Below are 25,260 nucleotides of genomic sequence, written 5' to 3'. Positions count from 1 at the left end.
ACTTTACTGTGTTAGTCCACTCAAAGCTATATAATTGATGATTCCTTTAACTTCAAAACAACAGTATCATTTTTCATATTTCTTAATTCAATATTCATACTCTTCTATAACAATTGATGTATGCAAATATTGTTATAGACAATATACAATCTAAACACAATGATTACCACATATAAAAAGTATAGAGATTGTCATAAGACCTTCTCTATACTTTTTAAGTTTTATATTATTTTTTATTTCGTATGACACTCATAGAAAAGCCTAATAGTTGCCACAAGACCATACTTACTTGCTGGCTATATAAAGCATGATCAAAGAGACCGCTTACCAAAACAACTACGGTAATCAAGGTCATACTATAGCGATATGGAATGGCAAGGTGCTTTTGTTTTTGCATATTTCTACTATGCCCTAATAAAATTGCTAACAACAAGCACAAGGAAATCGGACCCGTTTCTGCAGCCACTTGCAAATACAAATTATGGGCATGATAGATTATGACCGTTGGATCTTGGATAAAATAATTATAGTCTGGATAGGTCATCCAAAATGCATCCCAACCAATACCAAAGATAGGAAAATCTTCTATCATGTACATAGTGCTATCCCATAATGCCCACCGGAGCATGACTGATGTATCTTGCCCACTAAAGAGCGACCACAATCGACTGGATACTTCCCCATGGTAAAAGAATAACACCAACGGCACTACTAGAAGGGCATATAATAATCTTCGCTCTACACAAATACCTGCCACAAATACAACAATAGCCAAACTAAGCCACATGCCTCTCGAATAAGTAAGGACAAGACATAGTAGCATACATATGACTGCTAATGCCATGTAAGCAAAGCGTTTCCAATCTTTAGCTTTCAATACCTGTATCGTTCCTAATCCACCAACGGATAGGACAAACAATAAATACTCACCCAATAAATTAGGGTTCTGTAACGTCCCATACATGCGCCGCATGAGTCCTGGAAAATGAACATTATCCACCCATTCATGAATATGTTCCGGAGTCATATAAAAATACTGATATCCCGCACCTAAGCACACGAGAACTCCAGTCATACAAAATAAGGACAAAAACGCTTTCTGCCGTAATTCATTATCTATATAATATGTCATCAACCAATAGATACTGCCATACATACCTATATGGTAGAACCAGCTCATAGCCGACCATTGTATATTTATGGAATTAACGATAGAAAATCCCGTCCAAAGAATAAACCCCAGAACTGCCCATTGTAGCCAATGTAAGGCCCCAGAAAATCGTTGCCTATCAAACAACAATGCCAGTATCCCCGCCACAAGGACAAGAATATTGCCACCTATGGGTACTAAAGGAATGCACACGGTGGCTCCATAGAGGAGGTAGACTATCCATTGGTCCACAGATAGTCTACGTAGGGCATCCATTAGTGCCCCATTTCTTGGGCGATCCATTGTTGCACGTCCCCAAGAATGTATAAGGATCCCACCACAGCGATGATATCGCCTTCCTTAGTTATTTTCATAGCATGGTCTAAGCCCTCTTGGATTGTCTCCATAGGATCTGCTTGGACGGGCATTTGTTTGGCCAACTGTTGCGGTGCAATGCCTCGTGGTGTTGGTGCTGGTACCGTAATAACACGGTCTTTTTGTCCCACTAAATAACTAACCATAGTGGATACATCTTTATCTTCCAAAATTGATAAAACCACAGTTTTCGCTTTTTCTGGATACAGTTCATTGAAAGTCATAGAAAAGGCTTCTGCTCCGCTCGCATTATGAGCCCCATCTAAAATGATTGTCCTGCCATGGACTTTGAAGGTTTCAAACCGTCCTGGCCAAGTAGCACGAGCTAAGCCTTCACGGTACGTTTCTTCGCTCACTGCTTGTTCTTTGTCTTTCAGGATTTGCAATACCCTTGCTGCACACGCTAAATTCAGGGCTTGATGGATACCATGCATAGAAGTAAAGAGCATGTCTTTATGTCCTTCTTTATCTTTTACAGTAATCATTTGTCCCATCGCCATCGCACTGCGACTATCGATGGTAAAGTCCTCATTGAACACATGGTAGGTCACGCCTAGAGAACGAGCCGTTTCCTTGATCACATCTAGAGCGCTCCCTTGAGCTGCTGTTACAAGAGGTACTCCTTGTTTGATGATACCTGCTTTATGGCGGGCAATCTCCTCTACGGTATCTCCACAGTACGCTTGATGGTCAATGGTCACATTTGTAATTACTGCCACTTCTGGAGTGATGACATTCGTAGAGTCTAGTAATCCACCTAAGCCTACTTCGATAACGGCATAGTCCACATCTTGTTCTTGGAAGAATAAGAATGCTGCTGCCGTCAAGATTTCAAATTGTGTGGGTGCTTCCACACCGCGATCCATAATGGTTTTCACAGCATGACTTACACGTTCAATCAAATCAGCAAAAGCCTCTTCTGTAATGCAGGCCGTATTCACACGCATGCGCTCCGTGTAGGATTGCAGATGCGGGGACGTAAATATCCCCACTCGAAGCCCGCTCATATACAAGCCATAGGTAATATAAGTAGAAACAGACCCTTTTCCATTCGTTCCTGTGACATGAATCGTTTTATATGTATGTTGTGGATTTCCTAGCTCTTCTAATAGCGCTGTAATCCGTTCTAATCCTGGATGAATCCCAAAGGAGGCTACCTCTTCTAGGTAGGCAATCGCTTCCGTATAATTCATGATGGATCTCCTTATGCTAATGTTTTTAAGAACTCTTCACGTTCGTTCAAGGCTTGTTGTTTTTGTTTGTATTCTTCCAATTTTTCTTTTTCTTTCGCTACTACCGCTTCAGGAGCTTTCGCTAAGAATCCTTGGTTGTTCAATTTACCTTCTAAACGAGCGATTTCTTTCAATACTGTGGCTTGTTCTTTGGCGATACGTTCTTTTTCTTTATCTGCGTCAATTAAATCTTTCAACAACAAGTACACTTCTAAGCCGTTCACCACAGTTACTGTAGCATTTTCTGGTTTTGGCGCATCTGGTGAAAATACTGTTACTTTTTCTGCCCAACCTAAGGTATGGAAGTAATCACCATGGGTTTCTAAGATACCTTTCAATTCTTCTGTAGCAGGCACTAAGATAACTTCAGAACGTTTGCCCATTGGTACATTCATTTCTGCACGCATGTTACGGATACCTTTAATGCCGTCCATCATCACATTCATATGTGCCGCTGCAGAGCCGAAACCTTCCATGGATAATGTACTTGGCCATGGAGCAACCATGATGCTCTCCCCTTCATGTGGCAAGTGTTGCCAAATATGTTCTGTTACGAATGGCATGAATGGGTGCAATAATTCCATCATATGACGAAGAATGGATACCAATAGGTATTGAGCTGTTTGACGGTCACGGCCACCTTCTTTGTTGTACAAACGAGGTTTCGCTAATTCAATGTACCAGTCGCAGTACGTATTCCAAATGAAATCGTATACAGCGCTCGCTGCTTCCCCTAATTCAAATTTATCAAGGTTATTCGTAATGTTTGTGACTGTTTTATTGTATTCTTCTAGAATCCATTTATCTGCCAATGTGTAGTCTTCTGCGCTTGGTACAAAACTTTCATCAAAGCCTTCTAAGTTCATCAACACAAATTTGGATGCATTCCAAATTTTATTAGCGAAATTACGGTTTGCTTCCACACGTTCCATGTAAAAACGCATATCGTTCCCCGGTGTATTGCCTGTTACCAAGGTAAAGCGCAACGCATCGGCACCGTATTCTTCGATCACTTCTAATGGATTGATACCATTGCCCAAGGATTTACTCATTTTGCGACCTTGGCTATCACGTACTAGGCCATGAATGAATACGTGTTTGAAAGGAATTTCTTTTTTAAATTCTAAGCCCATGAAAATCATACGAGCTACCCAGAAGAAGATGATGTCGTAGCCTGTTACCATAACACTAGTTGGGTACCAATGTTTCACTTCCTCTGTATTTTCAGGCCAACCCATTGTAGCAAATGGCCATAACGCAGAGCTGAACCATGTATCTAATACGTCTGGATCTTGTTCTACTTTGCCATGGCAATGTGGACATTCTGTCAATGTTTCTGTCGTTACAATCGTTTCCCCACAGTCTTGGCAGTACCATGCTGGGATACGATGTCCCCACCACAATTGACGAGAAATACACCAATCGCGAATAGACTCTAACCAGTTGGTATATGTTTTAGTAAAGCGTTCTGGTACAAATTCAATAGATTTGTCACGTACCACTTCTAAAGCAGGTTTTGCCAATGGTTCCATAGATACAAACCATTGTTTCGATACCATAGGTTCTACTGTTGTGTTACAACGAGAACAATGACCTACACTATGCCCATGTTCTTCCACTTTTTCTAATAAACCTTGCGCCTCTAATTCTGCTACTACTTGTTTACGCGCTAATTCACGAGGCATATTTACAAAGTGACCTGCTCCTGCATTCATGGTGCCATCCGGGTTCATCACCACAATACTTTCTAAATTATGGCGTTGTCCCATTTCAAAGTCATTAGGGTCATGAGCTGGTGTAATTTTTACGCAACCAGTACCGAAAGATTGATCTACGTATTCATCGGCAATGATTGGGATATGACGATTCACGAATGGAAGCAATAATTCTTTGCCTACTAAATGGGCATAGCGCTCATCGTTAGGGTTCACCGCTACGGCTACGTCACCAAACATCGTTTCAGGACGAGTGGTAGCTACTGTTAAAAATACATCTTCTTCCCCGATTACAGGATATTTAATATGCCATAAATGACCATTTTCATCTTCGTGTTCTACTTCGATATCAGATAAAGCTGTCAAACAATTAGGGCACCAGTTAGTGATGCGTTCTCCACGATAGATTAAACCTTTTTCGTATAACTCTACGAATACTTTTAATACTGCTTCATGGTAACCTTCATCCAAGGTAAAACGCTCTCTCGTCCAGTCACAAGAAGCACCTAAACTACGAATTTGTTTTACGATGGTGCTACCGTACTCTTGTTTCCACTCCCATACACGTTTCAAGAACTCTTCACGACCTAAATCATGACGAGATTTTCCCTCTGTTTTCATGATATTTTCTTCTACTTTTACTTGCGTTGCAATCCCTGCATGGTCTGTACCAGGCATCCACAACACGTTGTAGCCTTGCATACGTTTCGTACGAATCAAAATATCTTGCAAGGTGTTATCAAGAGCATGACCCATGTGCAATTGACCTGTTACATTTGGTGGCGGTAAGACAATGCTGAACGGCTCTTTATTTGTGTCCACTTCCTCATGAAAGTACCCTTTCTCTTCCCAATATGTATACCATTGTTGTTCAATCTCTTTTGGATTGTAAGTTGTGAGATTTTTATATTCCTTCATATGTCCTCCTAGTTCAAATATATCTTTACATTCCTACCCTTCAATAAGCATATTTCTATGGTAAACTTGCAAAGTCGCAAAAATGATAGATATTCTTTCTATATACAAAAAGACCCCTTCGTCCATTAGGACGAAAGGGTCTATACTTCCGCGGTACCACCTAGATTATTGCCGTAGCAATCACTCATTATCGTTAACGCTGATCAGCGGGCATACTTACTCTAGTTCACCATGCCAACTCCGAGGCTACCCTCTTTCTATTACATACATTGTTCCACCAACCCAATGCTCTCTGTGATGCGTTCAAAAGATTTTTCCTCTTCTTAGTCATTATCTATATAATATTAGTATACGTGAAAGTATGTAATGACGTCAATATGACAAACTATAAACCCTCTATATTTTCTAGAGATAGTACAGGTTCCCCTTAATAACAATCCCAGGGTTCTTTTTAGACACCTTTAAAGCCTCTATAGTTGTACTCATATAGGTAACATGTCCTTTGCATACATGAAAAGTAATAAGTACACTCTTACTTTGCAAAAGACACATTCATTTCATCTAAAGACTTTGTCAAGCTCGGAACATACACTTTCAAAAATAAATTCACCTCTGGTAAATTCATATCCTGCAAACGCTTATAAATACTGTCATAGGCTGCATTAAACTCATCATTACCAGCAGCTTTTTCTGTGACGCATTTCATAAATGCTGACATCGTATCTGCTGCTTTAATTAAGACTGCATATTCATCAGAGCTACCTAATAAAGCTTCCTCATAGCACGGTTGAACCTCTTCTGGTAATGTATGCCACAAAGTTTTATTTGCCAACTGTTCTACTTCTCCATAGAGAGCACGCAACTTAGGGTTAAAATATTTTACCGGTGTCGGCATATCTCCTGTAAAAACTTCACTCACATCGTGATACATAGCCAATACCGCTAATCGGTTCACATCTACAGCCCCATCAAAATAGGTATTCCGTAACACGCCTAATTGGTGCGCAATCATAGCTGTTTCCAAACTATGGCCTTGTAAGTTTTCTACTTCTGTATTGCGCATTAAGCTCCAGCGTTGAATATATTTCATACGCTGCAATAGCGCAAAAAAATGACTCTCTTCCATGATAGACTCCTCCTCAATGATTATATAATCTATTATACTATCCTAGTTCTTTTTATGGTACTATAACTATATAAAATAACATGTTACTTACTAGGAGGATATATGCCCAATTACAATCAATACAAGGTTCCTACTACACTACGTAGTGGTGGTTACGTGGACATCCATAGTTCAGCCATTACCATTACCTATGATATGCCCTATTATGCCATCAGCACAAGCCCTTTCAACGGTGGCCTACACCATGTCATGGCAGTACGCAATCAGCAATTAACTTTTTTTGTCAATAATGAAAGTGAATTACCTGGTGGGTCCACCTCTGCCTATTTAGCAAAAGAATGCGTACAGTTAGACTTACCCATCCATTTTTGTACAGCCTTATTGACTAGTGCCTCTATGAATCGACATGCCTATGTATGTTACCAAGAAGGAACTATCATCGTAGAAGTCATTGCCACCGCCGGTGTTGAAAAAACAGCGCATCGAGCAGGCGATGGCTACACATACTACGAAAAAGATGGAGTTTTTCACGCTGGAGGCACCATCAATCTCTTAGTCTTTACTAATTGTGCACTTACTGATGGAGCACTTACAAAATCACTTCTCACAATTACCGAAGCCAAAACAGTGGCACTTCAATCTATAGGAATCACTAGCGTTCTATCTAATCAGCCTGCCACTGGTACATCCACAGATGGCGTCATCATGACCATCGATCCAAATGGAGCGCTCCTGACAGATACAGGAACCTTCTCCCAATTTGGTGACACCTTAGCTAAAGCCGTGCGAAGTGCTATAGAAAAAGCATTAGAAAACACAGCTACCTTGGATCTGTAAATTTTATGGACTTATTTGCTACCATTTCGTTAACCTAGACCTCTATAGAATGCATAGCAGAACAAGAGATGCCTTAATAGAGTGCAAATAAGTTCTCTAAATCTTCTCGACTTCGTTCTTGTTGTAAAGCCAACATCAAAAGAATTCTAGCTTTCACAGGTGACAAGGAATCGCTAACGATAAAGCCTTCTTTTACATCTGATGAATTACTGGACACAATACCATTTCCAATGCGAGATGATCGTACTTTGGGAATGGTAATTTTTTTGAGCGTATCTCGTACAGCCTGTGGCAATGTGCCATGCCCAAAACCACCCACAATTAACCCTTGTGATCGACTTGCTACCATAGTTAGTATTTCTGTATCCATACCTCCATAGAGATTCACAATTCCCACTTGTGGCAATTCCACTTCTTCACGCAAAATAAATTCGCTGTCACTTGTATGCTTACGACATGGAGTATAGTAAAAATAAGCCTTTCCATTTTGTATACACCCCATATGGCCTAATTGGGTATTTCCAAAGGTAGCCACATCGGTGGTATGTAATTTTGCTACTTCTCTAGCGCTATCAATGTATCCATTCATCACTACAAGAACACCTTGGTGGATAGCACTTTCACTGCGCGCCACTTGCACTGCTTGCAGCAAATTCACCGGACCATCAGCACTGAGTGCTGTAGCAGGACGCATGGAACCAGTCATCACAACCGGTTTCTTCGTATGTACCGTCAATTGCAAGAAATACGCAGTTTCTTCCATCGTATCTGTGCCGTGGGTAATAACAATACCACCTATATCATCTCGCTCAGCCACTTCATTCACAAGTAGTGCTAACCGTACCCACCGATAAGGGCTCATTTCAGAACTATCTATGTTAGAGAATTGCACACTTTCAAAAGGACCATACTCATTCAAAGCAGGCACAGCCTGTATCAAATCATACACGCCTATGGATCCCGCTCTATATTCCGTTAATGCACTAGACCCATTTCCTGTACCTGCAATGGTACCTCCTGTGCCTATAATCATAATCTTTGTATCCTTCATGTGATAACCTCCTTTGAAATCACTATTCTTATTATAGCATTCCTTGGCACACCATTGACATAGACTTTCATCATAAAAGAATCATTTATTCTTATATTGACCCCTTACGGCTAATAGAGTATAGTTATTTTATTGAATATTTCATCCATCCTAAGAAAGGGTTTATTATGACACATACTAACTATACAACTAATGTATTACACTGGTTCCGTGAAATCAGTCAAATCCCTCGTGAATCTGGTAATGAGCAGGGTATTAGCGATTTTCTAATGCAATTTGCCAAAGATAGAGGTTTAGAAGCAGAACAAGACGAAGAATTAAATGTAATCATTCGTGCTAATGCAACTGCTGGCTATGAAAATCATCCATCTATCATTTTACAAGGTCATATCGATATGGTGGCAGAAAAATCTGACACATCCACTCACGATTTTTCCAAGGACCCCATCGAGCTGATTGAAGAAGGTGAATGGTTGCACGCCAACGAAACTACTCTAGGTGCCGATAATGGCATCGCTGTGGCGATGGCACTGGCCGTGCTAGATGATCCAACCATCCCGCATGGACCTTTAGAATGCCTATTTACCACTAATGAAGAAACAGGTATGAATGGTGCCATGGCTGTGAAAGGTGACCGCCTACACGGACAATATTTGCTCAATATCGATACAGAACAAGAACATGAATTCATTGTAGCCTGTGCTGGGGGCTGTCGTTTGGACCTTACCTTGCCAACGAACGCTGTACCAACACCAGCTGGATTAACTGCTTTGAAAGTCTCCGTAGATGGACTCCATGGTGGTCACTCCGGCATTGAAATTGGTGAACAACTTGGTAATGCTGTGACAATCCTAGCTCGCTTATTAGTGGAAGCACAACAAGAATCCCCTATTTCTTTAAGCCATTTTACAGGTGGTTCTAAACATAACGCGATTCCTCGCTTTGCAGAGGCAACTATTCTTTGCCAACCTTCTGATGCAGATGCATTACAAGCTCATATTCAAGGCAACGCTGAGATCATTCGTCACGAATTATCTCCACAAGATCCAAATCTACAAGTGAAAGTCACTCCTTGTGACACACCTGCTACAATCTATAGTGATGCACAAGCACACACCTTCTTGCAATTCTTATACTTAGCACCTCATGGTGTATTTGGTATGAGTAAAAAGTTAGAGGGCTTAGTAGATACCAGCAACAATATCGCTATCATAGAAGATAATGACACACAATTAGATATTCTTATCTCCGTACGTAGCTTGACTATGAGTCAACTAGCATACCTACGTGACCGCATCATGACATTGGCAAAAGCACATGGCTTCACGGCTTCCGAGCAAGGTCGTTACCCAGCTTGGGAATACGAACGTGGTAGCCGTTTAGAAGAACAAGCGATTGCTCTATACAAAGAGGTAATCGGTGTAGAACCTCATGTAACAGCCGTGCATGCAGGCCTTGAATGTGGCTTATTAAAAGCACAATTACCAAATACACAAATGATTAGCTTTGGTCCTACTATCTTAGGCGCTCATACTCCAAAAGAACGGTTACACTTGCCAGCAGTAGATACAGTATCTAAATTCTTATTAACCTTATTAGAAAAATTACAATAACACCATACACAAGGGGGATTGCTACGCGATTCCCCCCGTTGTATACACATCATTATGAATGTCCTGTCCTTTGTATATTCTCTAGCACAACAAAAGAGCTGTACTTACATGTCACATAGACATGCTAGTACAGCTCTTTTTAATAGGAAAAGCTACATCTACCATCTAGGCAGACATACATCCATCTACTTATTACACAGGAATCCAAGACGTCCCAAATCATCTAAAACACCATCTACAACGGTACGACCAGCTATTTCTACCACTTTTCCAGATGATTCTGTTTCATTTACTTTTAACTTTTCATCTGCCAGTATATAGAGTTCTTCTAATGTTTTTGGTGTTTCTAACTCTTTCATCATCAGCACATGTCCAGAGTTAAATCCAGTGATGCTATCATTGTATAAGTCGGAGATATTAATGAACTTATCACCGCCTCTATCCACAACAGTTTGTACATAATTAGCCATCTCTTTTGGCACTGTGGACATACCTTCTTGGAATGTAGTAATTTCTTTTTTCTCCGTCACAGGTACAATGAATCCACATAATAAGAAACGAATGAGCATACTGTATAATTCTATTTCATTGTATTCTGCACCATTCTGCAATCGTTCCAGTTCTGCTTTACAATCTGCGACATTAAAGAATTCTCCTTTTCGGCATTGATTTACAATGGCTTGCTCTACAGCATTGTCAGTATCCTTCAACTCTTTACCTTTATTAACCATACCAAAATACAAAGAATCTAAAGTTTCAATTAAAAACTCTTCATTATGACGTAGTAAATGCGCTTGCGACTCATGGCATAATAGGGAACGACGGAATTGTGTGTCATAATAAAAATCTAGAATTTGTTCCTTTGTATTCCAATCTCCACCTGACATAGTATTAATTAATTTCCTACGTTCTTGTTTCATCCAAGTAATCGCCGACAATTGGAAATCTGTATCTGCTACATATACCATGTTATAGTTTTTAGCTCTCTTAATGAAATCACTCACATATACCGGATCATTGATAGGTTCTAAATATTCATGAGCAATATAATAGGTTTTGTGATCCAATGCCGAATCAAAGCTATTTGTTTTCCACTCCAAGGTAGGAACAAGATCTTTAGACTCTTTAATAAGCTCATTCATATGATGTACAAAGGAAATTCCTTTTTCTGTACGTTCTAATAAATCCATACCTTGATCATTTTGTGTGGCAAATATCATCATTTCACGAACTTGATTCAATCGATGCCAACCTGGGTATACGTTATAAGAAATGTAGGCTACCCCACGTTCGGACAAGTTTACATTACAGATTTCTAAAATTTTATCTTTTACCACATCTGGCACCCAAGACCAAATCCCATGAACGATAATATAATCAAAGGTTCCAAAGTCTTTGTCAATTTTTAGAATATCTTGTTCTACTAATTTTACATTTTTTAACTCCATAGCGTTGATGATTTCGTTACCAATTTCAATTTGAGATTCGCTAAGATCAACCCCTACAAAAGTAGCCCCTTGGTGATACACAGCCTGTCCAATGATATTCCCACCCATAGAACAACCTAGTTCTAACACGCGAGCCTCTTTAGCTGGAACTGGATTTAACCCCCACAATTTTGCCTTTGCTTCTAAACTATTAATGGAGGTAACCCCAAAAGATTTAGATGGATACACTAATTCATTATAGGAATTTTTTAAGTGTTCGATTACCTCTGTTTCTTCTTTTGTAATCGATGTATTTTGGTTTAACTTCATTTATAATTCCTCTCTTATATTTTCTGCATAGAACAATCTAATCTATAAGGTCATAACATTTCTTATATTCAATGTAATCAATTTAATTATAGCAAAGTATCCTAATTTTTGCGAATATTCTATGGACTTAGTTTATAATACCTCGTATTCATTACCCATACTATGATGACTACTAATACAGGTACCAAGTATCCTATACATAATACTACTTAGCTATTAAAACTATATCCATAGAAGCAAAAAAATACCTAACCCAAAACTTAGGTTAGGTATTCTATAGTGGTATCCAATATGTTCTATATCATAGGAATCCATCACTAGGTATTATTCTGCAATTTGTACTGGCACAACAGTAGTCGCTTGCAATGTATTGCCCACTCGTTTCGGTACCACAGTGTTATCTTGTGCACGGTACACCGGTTGGTTCACTTGTACAGGTACTACAGTCGTTGTTTGTTTGAACTCTGTATTGCCTGTACGTTTCGGTACTACTGTATCACTTTGTGCCGCTTGTGCAGATACTTTCATAGTCGATGTTGATTCTGTATGTTGTACGCGGTCTTGGGACCAAACGGCACCCATCACGCTAGATGTACTGATAATTGCCACTACTATTGCCATAATAAATCGTTTCATTGTATTCTCCTTGTATAACTTATATATCTTATTCCATCACTTAATCTATATCTATATCCTTCGATATACTTATATAGTAACATACGCCTAATGATACTACAAGGGAATTTACAAACCATAATCATTCTTTATTATAATAGATGTGTTGCAATTATGATATAGTTCCATATTATAATTCATCACTATGTAAAGTTATGTGCTTGCATATAAAGTGAGACTATCGTATTTAAAATAAAAACTATTAATGCCCTTCTTTAACTTGGAAGATCTCCCCAGTAACAGCATCGATTTTAATTTCTACTTCCCGTGTTAAGGTTTCCCCATCGATTTCATAATGAGCACGACCATGATCTGTATCGAACTTAACTTTTTCAATTCGATAGTCAGGGTATGCTGTTTTGAAGATTTCCATCGCTTTTTCTTGCGTAATTTGTACTTGTTGCTGCGTTGCTTGTGGCACTACAGCTCCAGTTTGTTGTACAGCATTATTTGTCGTTCCTGCTGGTGTCCCATTCACCACTGGCGCTACTTGGGCTGATCCTTTTACAGCTGGAATGGCACGTGTATACTGTTCACGATCGTGATACCAAAACCACCCCATTGCACAACCTGTCACGATTACGCCTACTAAAAAAGAAATAATGCTTCGTTTCATACTATGTCTCCTTACTCAAATTTCACATTCTTAATACTCACATAGAAATTGGCGACCGCCTATACTAGATTTGCATAGTACATTAGTATAATATGTCTGCATAATACATCTACATAGTATATCTACATATTTCTATATGGTTTATAGTAATATAGTATCATACCTCTATTTCTGTGGGCAAGGGGGGTAAATCCAAACTTCATCAAACTTTTAAATTACTCCTCTTATACTATCCATCATTACAACATCTAGAAATCGCAAAACATTATGTCTCTATATTAGCATTCTATGATATCAGAGTTCTGATTGAACCCTCACAGTACATCATAGATTTTATAATGTCCTAACACTTGCAAGTAATTAGATAGTTCTCGCACTTCTGTTAAAGCTTGTTGTACTACTTCTTCACGGCCTTCCCCTTCTATATCAATGTAGAAAAAGTACTCCCACGGCGTGTGCATACATGGTCGTGACTTGATATTCACCATGTTCAGCTGATGATTTTCAAAGACTCGTAATACTTTCACCAGTGCCCCTGGCGTATTCGATGTTTGTACAATGATACTTAACTTATGGGCATCATGAATCACTACATCCTTGTGGGTAATAATGAAGAATCGTGTAAAGTTTTCCTTGAAGTTCGCAATGTCTGATGCCAATAATGTGAGTCCATATAGTTCTTTAGCAGATGCATTAGCAATGCATGCTTTCGTGATATCCTGGGTATCGCTTACATATTTCGCACTCATAGCGGTATTGTTCATAGGACCTAGTTGCCACGAACTGTGTGTCGCCAAAAATTGCGAACACTGCATGAGTGCTTGCTCGTGGGAGTACACTTCTTGAATCGTGTCAAGGCTGGCTCCCGGTATCCCCAGCAAACTATGGCTAATACGATGTCGCACTTCTCCTACGATGTGGATATTCTTATCTTTGATTAAATCCGTACTATCTCGCACTTCTCCGACAATGGAGTTTTCAATAGGCAATATAGCATAATCGATGCGCCCTTCGTGAACAGCCTGTACGAGCTCACGATGACTTTGACAGCGCTCAATCCGTTGTCCTTCCACGGATCCGCCCTTTTCTATATATTTTGAAAGTACATTCTGTAACACTTCATAGGCATAGGCCCCAGGTACGCCTGTATAGCCTAGCACAGAGTGTGCCAACTGTAGATCCGTAACTCGTTCATCCGGCATAGTAACTCCTCCTATATTCCGTTCCTAACATTGACATATGTACTCTATTATACACAAAAGTACATGAAACCTTAACCAGTATATATATTTCTTGTGAGATAGGTCTGTACAGACCTTCCTCTTTTCCCTAAAATTATACATAGCTACTTTTCTCTAATCCCCTCATAGCGCCCCTAGGCGATGTTAGTGGTATCTAGACAACAACATATGAAAAAAGAGCGGCATACTCCGAAGCAAACCTAATGATAGTATCAGTTTGTGGAGGAGTGTACCGCGATTTTTTATACCTTATATACTCTTACATCTTATCCTAAGTGCGCTATGACAGCGTCAGTCATGCCTTGTGTATTCACTTTTGTGAATCCTTCACGGTACATATCACCTGTGCGATAGCCCGCATCAAGAACGGCTGTCACCGCTTCTTCAATGGAGTCTGCTATTGTTGGTAAATCCAAGGAGTAACGACACATCATAGCAGCAGACAAAATCGTACCTAATGGATTGGCAATCCCTTGTCCTGCAATATCTGGTGCTGATCCATGGATTGGTTCATACAAGGAAGTACCTGTACCAATGGAAGCAGATGGCAATAAACCAAGAGATCCAGAGATAACAGCCCCTTCATCGCTCAAGATATCTCCAAATAAGTTCGTTGTCACTAGTACATCAAATTGACCTGGGTTTGTTACCAATTGCATAGCTGTGTTATCTACATAGTAGTAATCCATGTTGATATCTGGATTCGCTTCTGCTTTTTCTTTCGCAATTTTTCTCCATAAACGAGAAGACGCCAATACATTAGCTTTATCTACGCTCACCACTTTGCCAGATCGTTTACGAGCTGTTTCCACAGCTACATCCATGATGCGTTCTACTTCATAACGAGCATAGGTCTCTTTGTCCCAAGCAAACTCTGTTGGGCCTTCTCCTTGTGCTTCTTCCCGTTCCCCAAAGTAGATGCCGCCTGTTAATTCACGAACGATGACAAAGTCAACGCTTTCTACCAATTCTGGTTTCAACGGAGAAAATTCACGCAATGCTGGATAGATTTTCACTGGGCGCAAGTTACAGAACAAGCCCAATGCTTTGCGTAAACCAAGGATAGCTTTTTCTGGACGGATGGACGGATCTACGTCATCCCATTTAGGGCCGCCTACAGCACCTAATAATACAGCATCTGCTGCTTGACATGCATCGATGGTATCTTGTGGCAATGGTTCACCGAAGGCATCGATGGCCGCACCACCTGCTTTTTTCTCAATCCAGTTTGCTGTTACACCAGCTTTGGCAAAGGCTGCATCCACCACAGCGCGTGCCGAATTTGTTATCTCTTCCCCAATACCGTCACCAGCAATTAGGGCAATTTGTTTTTCACTCATCATATTACTCCTGTCTTGTTTTTGCAAAATTCACCAGTCCACCTGCTTTGGCAATATTTTGCACAAATTGTGGTAGTGCCGTTCCCTGGTAGCTTTCACCGGTAGTCACATTATGTACAACTCCCGTGGCCATTTCCACAGCGATTTCGTGACCTTCTTGAATGCGGTCCACAGCTTCGCCAATTTCGATCACTGGTAAACCGATGTTGATAGCATTGCGGAAAAAGATACGAGCAAAGCTATCTGCTACGATGCAAGAAATACCTTTTTCTTTAATCACTGCTGGCGCATGTTCACGAGAGGAACCACAACCAAAGTTTTTGCCAGCTACCATAATTTCACCAGCTTTCACATTCGGTGCAAAAGTCGTATCAATGTCTTCCATAGCATGTTCTGCTAATTCCGCCATATCCGCGATTGCCAAATAGCGTGCTGGGATGATTACGTCTGTATCTACATTGTCGCCGTAGCGCCAAATTGTTCCTTGAAAGTCTGTCATATTATACCTCCTCAGGGCTTGCTAAATACCCTGCTACTGCACTTGCTGCCGCCACATAGGGACTTGCCAAATATACTTCACTGTCTACGTGTCCCATACGACCACGGAAGTTACGGTTTGTGGTAGACACGGTACGTTCTCCCTCTGCCATGATACCCATATAACCACCTAAGCAAGGACCACACGTTGGCGTACTTACAGCACAGCCTGCTTCGATGAAGATATCCATTAATCCTGCTTTTACAGCTTGGTTATATACATCTTGGGACCCTGGGATCACGATGCAACGCACGAAGTCCGCTACCTTGCGACCTTTAAAAATTTCTGCGCACATTTCTAAATCTTCAAAGCGTCCATTCGTACAAGAACCGATGATAACTTGGTCGATTTGAATGCGGTCTTCTTTTACAATGTCTTTCATGTAATGCGTATTGGAAGGAAGATGTGGGTATGCTACCACTGGTGTTAATTCGTCCAATTGGATGGTCACTACTTGGCAATAGTCTGCATCTTCGTCTGCTGCAATCGGTTCGATAGTGCGTGTGATGCGACCTTGGATATACTCCTCTGTCACTGCATCGTATGGGAATACACCACATTTACCACCCGCTTCGATGGCCATGTTACAGATGGTCAAACGGTCTGCCATCGTCATGTATTGCACGCCAGTTCCATGGAACTCAAGAGCTTTATAACGAGCTCCATCCACACCGATTTTACCGATTAAGTCCAATACAATATCTTTACCGGAAATCCATTTGGCAGGCTTTCCTTCTAACACGACTTTGATCGTTTCTGGCACTTTAAACCAAGTTTTACCTTCTGCCATAGCAACCCCAGCATCTGTAGAACCTACACCAGTAGCAAAAGCATTCAATGCTCCGTACGTACAAGTATGAGAGTCGGCGCCAATGATCATTTCCCCTGGACCAATTAAACCTTGTTCTGGCAACAATACGTGTTCAATGCCCATACGCCCTACTTCAAAATAGTGTGTAATCTTATGTTGTCGCACGAAATCGCGCATCACTTTGGCTTGCGTAGCAGATTTAATATCCTTATTTGGTGTGAAATGGTCTGGTACTAAATAAATGCGGTCTGCATCGAATACAGGTTTACCGATTTTTTCAAACTCTTTTTTCGCTGGCGGAAATGTAATATCGTTCATCAAGATGAAATCTAATTGACACTCAATCATTTGACCTGCTTTTACTTCTGCTAGCCCTGCGTGACGAGCCATATTTTTTTCTGTTATGGTCATACCCATGACATTAACCCTCCTGGTTTCCAAACTCTTGTTCTAATTCTTTTGCTAAATAAATGGCATTGACTGCGTTGATATAGGCGTTTACACTAGATTTTACGATATCTGTGCTCACCCCACGGCCTTGGAATCTGCGGCCATTATAGTTGACTTTCACAACCGCCTCACCAAGGGCATCCTTACCCACTGTTACGGAACGGATTTGGAAATCTTCCAATACAAACGGTGTGTTCACTAACCGTTCGATAGCTCTGAAAGAAGCATCTACTGGACCATCACCAACAGCGGCGTCCATGCGTTCCCCACTCGGTGTTAATACACGAATGCTAGCAAGAACGTATCCATTTTGATCGGAATGGTAATCGTGTTGTACCACGTGAAATGCTTGTTCGTGATGCATAGTATCCATCACCAAAGCGTAGATATCTTCATCGTAAACTTGTTTTTTCTTATCTGCTAAGGCTTTAAACTGCACAAATAGCTCATTCACTCGTTCTTCTTCTAACTGAAAGCCTAAATTCACTAGATGATCTTCAAAGGCATGACGACCAGAATGTTTACCTAATACGATGGACGTTTTTTCCGCTCCTACACTAGCTGGTGTCATGATTTCATAGGTAGTTGGATTATTCAACATACCATGTTGATGAATACCAGACTCATGAGCGAAGGCATTCGCTCCGACGATAGCTTTATTAGGAGATACGGCAACTCCGCAAAGTTTGCTCACCAATTTACTAGTACGAGTAAATAGTGGTGTGTTGATGTGTACATCAAATGGATAGTAGTCATGACGTGTTTTAACGGCCATTACTACTTCTTCGATAGCCACATTACCAGCTCGTTCTCCTAAGCCATTCATAGTACATTCTACTTGACGAGCTCCAGCTTCGATAGCTGCCAACGTATTAGCATTCGCAAGACCTAAGTCATTGTGACAATGTACACTGATGATTGCTTTTTCGATACCTTTCGTATGCTCTTTAATGTAGCGAATACGATTTCCAAACTCTTCTGGAGTCATATACCCTACTGTATCTGGCACATTCAAGATAGAAGCTCCACCTTCGATAGCCACTTCAAAGACACGGCATAAATAATCTAAATCTGTACGAGATGCATCTTCTGCGGAGAACTCGATTTCATCAAATTTACCTTTCGCAAACTCAAGGATATGTTTTACTATCGCTAGTACTTCTTCACGAGTTTTCTTTAATTTGTATTCTAGGTGAATATCGCTTGTAGCAATAAACACATGAAGACGACTGCGCTCTGCACTAGCTAGCGCCTCTGCTGCTCTTGTCACGTCATTTTCGTTGGATCGAGCAAGGGCTGCGATCGTACATCCACGTACCTCTCTCGCAATCGTAGATACCGCCTCAAAGTCGCCTTCCGATGCAGCTGGGAACCCCGCTTCGATAACATCTAATCCAAGGCGTACAAGAGACTGTGCAATTTCTACTTTTTCTGGTGTTTGAAGGGACACACCTGGTGTTTGCTCCCCATCGCGTAGTGTAGTATCAAAAAAATAAATTCTGTTGTCCATGATGATTCCTCTTTCTAAAAATAAAAAACGCCCCCAGAGATGACTATGCATCCCTAGGGGCGTTATATGTAGCGTATTGGTTTCATAGAGGTTTTTACATTTTACATACTATAGTTTTAGTAGTACTACATCACAGATTTTTCTCTATCTTGTGTAGCGGTTTGTTCACAACCAACCGCATATTCTACTGCTAGTAAGCTATACTTACAACTATCAGAACATTCTAATAGAGTCTACTTGTACTGCATACCTTATACAGATCTCATCGTAAAATGTAAGAAACACTAATCAACCTATGATACAAAAAAGCCCCTCAATGTGCAACGCACATCAAGGGGCATTATCATTTCAATAACACGGTCCCACCCTAGTTGGTTCTCACAGTTATAACGGAACTACCGTCGATGACTACTTGATTTCACCATCGCTGCTCACAGGGGAGTTTCAATATAACCGTTCTACTACTTCACACCAACCAGTAGCTCTCTGAAAGCAACTAACTATATCTTTATACCTGTTCATCGCATTTGCTTTATGTAACTGAAGACTATTCTATAGTATTTCGAGTCGCTTGTCAATAGACTAATGTGTTTTTCATTTAAGTGTGTACACAATACGAATAAATTCTGTTATATAGTACAAAAGGACTGCACCCAGAATCTATTGTATTCTCGTTACAGTCCTTTCTATATTACATACTCACTATGTCTTATTTTTTATTTTCGATGGCCGCTTTCACAAATCCTTTGAACAATGGATGTGCATTGTTTGGACGAGATTTCAATTCTGGGTGGAATTGTACGCCTACGAACCAAGGATGATCAGCTACTTCAACGCATTCTACTAGACGATTATCAGGGGATGTACCAGAGATAATCAAGCCTGCATCTGTCAATTGTTGACGATAGGCATTGTTGAATTCCCAACGATGACGATGACGCTCGTAAATCAAGTCTTCACCGTATGCTTCATGCACTTTTGTACCAGGTACTGTTTTACATGGATATACGCCAAGACGCATTGTACCGCCTTTTTCATCTACATCTACTTGGTCATCCATTAAGTCGATCACAGGGAACTGGCAACTTTCATCAAATTCTGTGGAAGTAGCGCCTTTCATATCTAAAACGGAACGAGCAAATTCCATCACAGATGTTTGCATGCCCAAGCAAATGCCAAGGAATGGCACTTTGTGCTCACGAGCATATTGGATCGTAGAAATTTTACCTTCTACACCACGGCAACCAAAACCGCCTGGTACTAAGATACCATCTACATCTTTATATACTTCGGCTAAATCAGTACCTTCAGCTTCTACCGCTTCAGAATCAACCCATTTAATGTTCACTTTTGTATCTTCTACGATACCTGCATGACCCAACGCTTCTGCTACAGAAATGTACGCATCATGTAATGCTACGTATTTACCAACAAGAGCGATGGTAATTTCTTGTTTAGGATGTAAGATTTTATGAACCATTTCTTTCCATTCTGTCATATCTGCAGGACGATCTTCTAGGTTCAATTTGCGTACAACAATGCTGTCTAATCCTTCATCTTGCATCATCAAAGGCACTTCATAGATCGTGCTACAAGTGCGGTTTTCCACGATAGCATCTGGATCCACGTCACAGAATAATGCCAATTTATCTTTCATTTCACGGGAAATTTCTTTTTCCGTACGGCATACAATGATATCTGGTTGAATACCGATGCCACGAAGTTCTTTTACGCTATGTTGTGTTGGTTTTGTTTTCAACTCACCAGCTGCACTAATATATGGTACCAATGTTACGTGGATATATAACACATCATCACGGTTGACTTCTTTTTTCACTTGGCGGATAGCTTCCAAGAACGGTAAGCTTTCAATATCCCCCACAGTACCGCCGATTTCTGTAATCACCACATCTGCATTATCTTCTTTACCTACGCGGAACACAGCATTTTTAATTTCATTCGTAATATGAGGGATAACTTGCACAGTAGAGCCAAGATATTCACCTTTACGTTCCTTATTGATCACAGACCAATACACTTTACCAGCTGTAATATTGGATGTTTTACCTAAGTTAATGTCGATGAAACGTTCATAGTGACCTAAATCTAAGTCAGTTTCTGCACCGTCGTCAGTGACGAACACTTCACCATGTTGATAGGGACTCATTGTACCTGGGTCAATATTGATATATGGATCAAATTTTTGAATTGTCACCTTATATCCACGGTTTTTCAACAAACGTCCCAAGGATGCTGCAGTAATGCCTTTACCTAATGATGATACGACGCCACCTGTTACGAAAATATACTTTGTTGACATGATGCCTCCCTAATAAATTATGCGCTTCTGATTACATTTTTTCAGGAGCAGAAATACCTAAGATACCAAGACCATGTTGTAATACATGTGCTGTTGCCGTAATCAAGCCTAATCGAGCTTGTTGCAATTCTGGTTCAACGCCCATGATACGACCTTGTTTATAGAAGGAATGGAATAGACTTGCTACATCGTACAAGTATTTAGCGATACGATGTGGCGCTTTATTATTAGCAGATAGTTGAACTTCTTCTGGATAAGCCGCTAATTTTTTAATCAATTCCACTTCTTGTTCACTTTGCAATGCTGTGAAAGATGTATTTGCCCAGTCGCCATAGGCAATACCTGCTTCTTTTACTTGCCCAAAAATACTATGAATACGAGCATGTGCATACTGGATATAGTACACTGGATTGTCGTTAGATTTAGAGGATGCCAAGTTGATATCGAAGTCCAATTGACTATCTAAGGAGCGCATCAAGAAGAAGTATCTTGCTGCATCCACTCCTACGTCTTCAATCAATTCATCCAAAGTTATGGTTTCACCAGTACGTTTGGACATTTTTACAAGTTCCCCATCACGGTATAAAAATACCATTTGTAATAACAGAACTTCTAACTTATCTGGATTGAACCCAAGCGCTTCCATCGCTGCTTTTACACGAGCAATATAACCATGATGGTCAGCACCCCAAATGTTAATTAATTGTTTGTAACCACGTTCGTATTTATCTTTGTGGTACGCAATATCTGCGGCTAAGTATGTTGGCTCTCCATTGTCACGGATAACTACACGGTCTTTGTCATCTCCATATTGCATAGATGCCAACCAGTAAGCCCCATCTTTTTCATACATTCCGCCAGATTCTAATAGCTGATTCACTAATGTGCGAATCTCACCACTTTTATGCAAACTACGTTCGCTAAACCAACGATCAAACCCTACGCGGAAATTACGCAATGTTTTACGTAATCCATTTAATTTTTCTGTTAAAGCAAATTCTTTAAAGAATGGAACACGCTCTTCTTCTGGAAGCACTGCAAAGAAATCGCCTCTCCAGTTAATCAATTCCTGCGCTGTATCGATAACATCTTGACCACGATAGCCAGACTCAGGGAACTCATGTTTCATATCTAATAATTCCAAATAACGAGCATTCACAGAGGCCGCTAAGTTGTCGATTTGTTTACCTGCATCATTGATGTAATATTCAGCAAACACATTATATCCAGCTGCACGCATTAAATTTACCAACGCACTACCATACGCAGCACCACGGCCATGACCTACGTGTAACAATCCTGTTGGGTTTGCGCTCACATACTCGATTTGCACAGTATCTTCTTCACGAAGTGGTGCATTACCGTATGTTTCACCAGCTGTTAATATATTTTTTAAAGTATCGTAAATCACATCAGAGGCTAGGAAGAAATTAATAAATCCCGCACCTGCTACTTCTGCGCGCGTTAACCAATCATAATTCATATGGGAAATGATCGTTTCCGCAATAGCACGTGGGTTGGATTTCGCTATCCGTGCAGATTGCATAGCAATATTCGTAGAAAAATCGCCAAATTCTTTCTGCGGTGGCACTTCCAAATGTGCTTCTGGATAGGCACCTTCTGGTAATTCTCCTTGTTCTAGAGCTATCTGCAAAGCATCCTTAATGGCTGCTTTCAAAACTTCTTTCATGTCCATAATGTACATCCTCCCGAATCTCTACATATAGCTGGTTGTAAAATTGCCATTCACCACCAACAGAGATATCATATCCTAAACAAATATGGCCCTTGCCATCTTCCAAATCTATGTCTAATTCATGGGTTAGCATAGCTAGTTCTACCGCTCCATATGGCGTTTCCAAACTTGCAATGTTAGTCTTCCCTAGTTGATACTCATGGCGCATAGAAAATTCACCAGTTCTTAGGAGTACCACCGAATCCTTATAGGCTTTAATCGTTGTTTTTGTATTCCCCAAACCAGTGACTTCACTTTCATCATAAATAATATGTTTCGCCAAGGCTGTTTCATAATACTTACCAGAGGATACTAATTCCACCACCGTATCTTCTCCATCCGCATCACGCTGCGTACTTTTCACGGACACAATGACTCGTTTCATTAGCATTCCTCCTCTCGTATTCACGCACTATCTGTATCATTTCATTATATCACAACTTGCCGCAATGAGGGCATCTTTTTGGGACCGTTCCATGCGCTTCACTTGTTGTTCCATGGATTGCGCATCTTGCTTTCTACTGAAAGCTGTACTCCATACCAAAGTGACAGGTCTTCGACCTCGTGTATACTTGGCGCCCCCTTTAATTTCACCATTATGGGCTCGTATACGTTTTTCTAAATCTGTAGTCCATCCCGTATAGAGAGATCCATCTGCACAGCGCACCATATAGGTATAAAATTTTTCTTCCATCTTATTCACCAGCTGGGATTGGTGCTAAATCAACAGACTGAATCACCACTGGTTCTTTTGGAGTATCCCGTTTATCTCTCGGCACACGACTGATTGCTTCTACCACATCCATACCCTGTACAACCACTCCAAAGATGGTGTGTTTGTTATCTAACCATGGGGTTGGTGCCACTGTAATAAAGAACTGAGCATTCCCTGTATTAGGACCTGCATTAGCCATCGCCAAGATCCCCATTTTATTAAAGTGTAAATCATTGCTTACTTCATCAGGAATTGTATATCCAGGACCACCTTTTTTATTATCTCCACCTTGGATCATGAATCCATCGATAACACGGTGAAAGGTTAAATTATTGTAATATCCTTGCTCAATTAAACTTTTAAAGTTTTTCACAGTAATAGGAGCCTTACTGCCATATAGACGTACTTTGATATCGCCTTTATTCGTATGAATCGTAGCATATTCATCAGCAATAGGCGTCGCATCAAAGCTAGGCATTTTTGTTTCTACTTTCACTTCTTTCCCTACTTCAGAGTTTGCTTGCTGAGCTGCGTCAGTACCACAAGCAGCCGTCACTACTAACGTTGCTCCTAATAGCGCACTCAGTAAGATACGTTGTATATTCATTAATTGTTGTCTCCATTTCTAAAATAAAGACCGCCGTTAGATGAAACCTCTAACGGCGGTCTTTATTTATTATATCATACTTGACGCAGATGTGCAAAAAGAATCTACCCTATCTCGCCAAGACTTGGCGAATATAATAGCCACGTGCTCGCAAAGAACCATTCAAGTAAACAATCTCATTCGATTTCACACGAATCAAATACAATGCATCATCACGGTCTAATAATTTTTCCATACCAATTTCTGTTAGTACCTTAGCATACTCTTCATCATCAGGGCCTAGCACCGTTGCTACACCTTGAATCTGAACACTCTTCGCCGTACCTGGACCCTCATAAGGATCGAACACAGTAAGAGATACATTTTTATCTTCTTCTAAGTGAAAGAATTTCTCACCACCTTCAGAGAAAATATCAATGTATCCACCATGCACAGTATACGATAATGGAGTACAACGGACACCCGTTTCACTATGCGTCGACAAAGCACACGTATGATGGGCTTTCAAAAAATCAACAATCTCAACATGCAATTCACGTGGGTCCATCTTTCTTGCAGTTTTATCCTTCTCTGTCCAAAAAGAAGCTGCTACTTTATAATCCATCAATTCTCCTTTCAACCCCTGCACGAACTTACCTCATTCTATTATAGCACTAACAGCCATGTCCATTTCAAGTACTTGCAGAATAATTTTGAAAGTTATTATTAAAAACTTAGCTCGACCAAAGTAAATACGACATTTCCTAAGCAAACTTAGCAAAGTGCAAGTTTGCATATCACCTCACACCTTGAGGAACGCAGTTAAGCGTAGCAGCCTTGTGGCGTTCCTTTACTACCTAAATCACACAAACATAAGAAGACCGTAACATACCCCTGAACAAACATAACCACTGTATAGTTTGAGAAGGGGTGTGTTACGGTCTTCCGT

Annotated in this window: 21 protein-coding genes and 2 other annotated features; of the genes, 2 read left to right on the top strand and 19 right to left on the bottom strand. The window is 40.4% G+C overall.

Features of this window, described 5'->3' with window-relative positions; translation table 11 throughout:
• Positions 1-226: 226 nt before the first annotated feature.
• The 4 genes from EO119_RS05480 to yfbR all read right to left on the bottom strand — a co-directional run bounded on the left by EO119_RS05480 (position 227) and on the right by yfbR (position 6,516).
• Positions 227-1,453 (bottom strand): O-antigen ligase, encoded by a 1,227-nt coding sequence (locus tag EO119_RS05480; protein WP_126940958.1) that lies wholly within the window; start codon positions 1,451-1,453, stop codon positions 227-229.
• Positions 1,426-2,718: a folylpolyglutamate synthase/dihydrofolate synthase family protein gene (locus tag EO119_RS05475; protein ID WP_126940957.1), complete on the bottom strand. Its 1,293-nt coding sequence runs from the start codon at positions 2,716-2,718 to the stop codon at positions 1,426-1,428. The genes EO119_RS05480 and EO119_RS05475 overlap by 28 nt, the downstream gene beginning before the upstream one ends.
• 11 nt (positions 2,719-2,729) lie before the next feature.
• Complete coding sequence (locus tag EO119_RS05470) at positions 2,730-5,390, bottom strand: valine--tRNA ligase (RefSeq protein ID WP_126940956.1); 2,661 nt, start codon at positions 5,388-5,390, stop codon at positions 2,730-2,732.
• A 123-nt stretch (positions 5,391-5,513) separates the two neighbouring features.
• Positions 5,514-5,724 (bottom strand) — a binding site (T-box leader).
• A 198-nt stretch (positions 5,725-5,922) separates the two neighbouring features.
• Complete coding sequence (gene yfbR, locus EO119_RS05465; RefSeq protein WP_126940955.1) at positions 5,923-6,516, bottom strand: 5'-deoxynucleotidase; 594 nt, start codon at positions 6,514-6,516, stop codon at positions 5,923-5,925.
• A 102-nt stretch (positions 6,517-6,618) separates the two neighbouring features.
• On the opposite strand from yfbR, the gene EO119_RS05460 reads away from it, so the two are divergent.
• Complete coding sequence (locus EO119_RS05460; protein ID WP_126940954.1) at positions 6,619-7,353, top strand: adenosylcobinamide amidohydrolase; 735 nt, start codon at positions 6,619-6,621, stop codon at positions 7,351-7,353.
• Positions 7,354-7,426: 73 nt separating this feature from the next.
• Here EO119_RS05460 and EO119_RS05455 read toward each other — a convergent pair whose 3' ends face one another.
• Complete coding sequence (locus EO119_RS05455; protein WP_126940953.1) at positions 7,427-8,404, bottom strand: asparaginase; 978 nt, start codon at positions 8,402-8,404, stop codon at positions 7,427-7,429.
• A gap of 167 nt (positions 8,405-8,571) precedes the next feature.
• On the opposite strand from EO119_RS05455, the gene EO119_RS05450 reads away from it, so the two are divergent.
• On the top strand, positions 8,572-10,017 hold the full coding sequence (locus EO119_RS05450; protein WP_126940952.1) for an aminoacyl-histidine dipeptidase: 1,446 nt from the start codon (positions 8,572-8,574) through the stop codon (positions 10,015-10,017).
• A gap of 185 nt (positions 10,018-10,202) precedes the next feature.
• Here EO119_RS05450 and EO119_RS05445 read toward each other — a convergent pair whose 3' ends face one another.
• From EO119_RS05445 to EO119_RS05380, 14 genes are all read right to left on the bottom strand, one after another.
• A complete protein-coding gene (locus tag EO119_RS05445) occupies positions 10,203-11,774 on the bottom strand; it encodes a methyltransferase regulatory domain-containing protein (RefSeq protein WP_126940951.1) in 1,572 nt (523 codons plus the stop codon).
• 324 nt (positions 11,775-12,098) lie between these two features.
• Positions 12,099-12,410 carry a hypothetical protein gene (locus tag EO119_RS05440; RefSeq protein WP_126940950.1) on the bottom strand — a complete coding sequence of 104 codons (312 nt, stop codon included), beginning with the start codon at positions 12,408-12,410 and terminating at the stop codon, positions 12,099-12,101.
• A gap of 241 nt (positions 12,411-12,651) precedes the next feature.
• Positions 12,652-13,065 (bottom strand): PepSY domain-containing protein, encoded by a 414-nt coding sequence (locus EO119_RS05435; protein WP_126940949.1) that lies wholly within the window; start codon positions 13,063-13,065, stop codon positions 12,652-12,654.
• A gap of 314 nt (positions 13,066-13,379) precedes the next feature.
• Positions 13,380-14,267, bottom strand: a complete 888-nt coding sequence (pheA, locus tag EO119_RS05430; RefSeq protein ID WP_126940948.1) for a prephenate dehydratase — start codon at positions 14,265-14,267, stop codon at positions 13,380-13,382.
• Between the two features lie 305 nt (positions 14,268-14,572).
• Positions 14,573-15,646: a 3-isopropylmalate dehydrogenase gene (gene leuB, locus EO119_RS05425; protein ID WP_126940947.1), complete on the bottom strand. Its 1,074-nt coding sequence runs from the start codon at positions 15,644-15,646 to the stop codon at positions 14,573-14,575.
• A 4-nt stretch (positions 15,647-15,650) separates the two neighbouring features.
• Entirely contained in the window at positions 15,651-16,145 is a 495-nt protein-coding gene (locus tag EO119_RS05420) for a 3-isopropylmalate dehydratase small subunit (protein ID WP_126940946.1), read from the bottom strand.
• Position 16,146: 1 nt separating this feature from the next.
• Positions 16,147-17,412: a 3-isopropylmalate dehydratase large subunit gene (gene leuC, locus EO119_RS05415; RefSeq protein WP_126940945.1), complete on the bottom strand. Its 1,266-nt coding sequence runs from the start codon at positions 17,410-17,412 to the stop codon at positions 16,147-16,149.
• A 4-nt stretch (positions 17,413-17,416) separates the two neighbouring features.
• The gene (locus EO119_RS05410; protein WP_126940944.1) at positions 17,417-18,955 is read right to left on the bottom strand and encodes a 2-isopropylmalate synthase; all 1,539 of its coding nucleotides are present in this window, start codon (positions 18,953-18,955) and stop codon (positions 17,417-17,419) included.
• 330 nt (positions 18,956-19,285) lie between these two features.
• Positions 19,286-19,486, bottom strand: a binding site (T-box leader).
• 178 nt (positions 19,487-19,664) lie between these two features.
• Complete coding sequence (locus EO119_RS05405) at positions 19,665-21,275, bottom strand: CTP synthase (protein WP_009352983.1); 1,611 nt, start codon at positions 21,273-21,275, stop codon at positions 19,665-19,667.
• Between the two features lie 31 nt (positions 21,276-21,306).
• Positions 21,307-22,971 (bottom strand): arginine--tRNA ligase, encoded by a 1,665-nt coding sequence (argS, locus tag EO119_RS05400; RefSeq protein ID WP_126940943.1) that lies wholly within the window; start codon positions 22,969-22,971, stop codon positions 21,307-21,309.
• Entirely contained in the window at positions 22,937-23,395 is a 459-nt protein-coding gene (locus EO119_RS05395) for a DUF1934 domain-containing protein (protein ID WP_126940942.1), read from the bottom strand. Before EO119_RS05395 ends, argS begins: the two co-directional genes overlap by 35 nt.
• A 36-nt stretch (positions 23,396-23,431) precedes the next feature.
• Entirely contained in the window at positions 23,432-23,704 is a 273-nt protein-coding gene (locus EO119_RS05390; RefSeq protein ID WP_126940941.1) for a GIY-YIG nuclease family protein, read from the bottom strand.
• A 1-nt stretch (position 23,705) separates the two neighbouring features.
• On the bottom strand, positions 23,706-24,332 hold the full coding sequence (locus EO119_RS05385; RefSeq protein ID WP_126940940.1) for a peptidylprolyl isomerase: 627 nt from the start codon (positions 24,330-24,332) through the stop codon (positions 23,706-23,708).
• A gap of 109 nt (positions 24,333-24,441) precedes the next feature.
• On the bottom strand, positions 24,442-24,960 hold the full coding sequence (locus EO119_RS05380; protein WP_126940939.1) for a pyridoxamine 5'-phosphate oxidase family protein: 519 nt from the start codon (positions 24,958-24,960) through the stop codon (positions 24,442-24,444).
• Positions 24,961-25,260 lie beyond the last annotated feature (300 nt).

This window comes from Veillonella sp. CNR 79/14, from assembly GCF_003992185.1.
GTDB lineage: Bacteria > Bacillota > Negativicutes > Veillonellales > Veillonellaceae > F0422.
The sequence above is the reverse complement of the archived record's forward strand: the minus strand, read 5'-3'. Positions and strand labels throughout refer to the sequence as shown.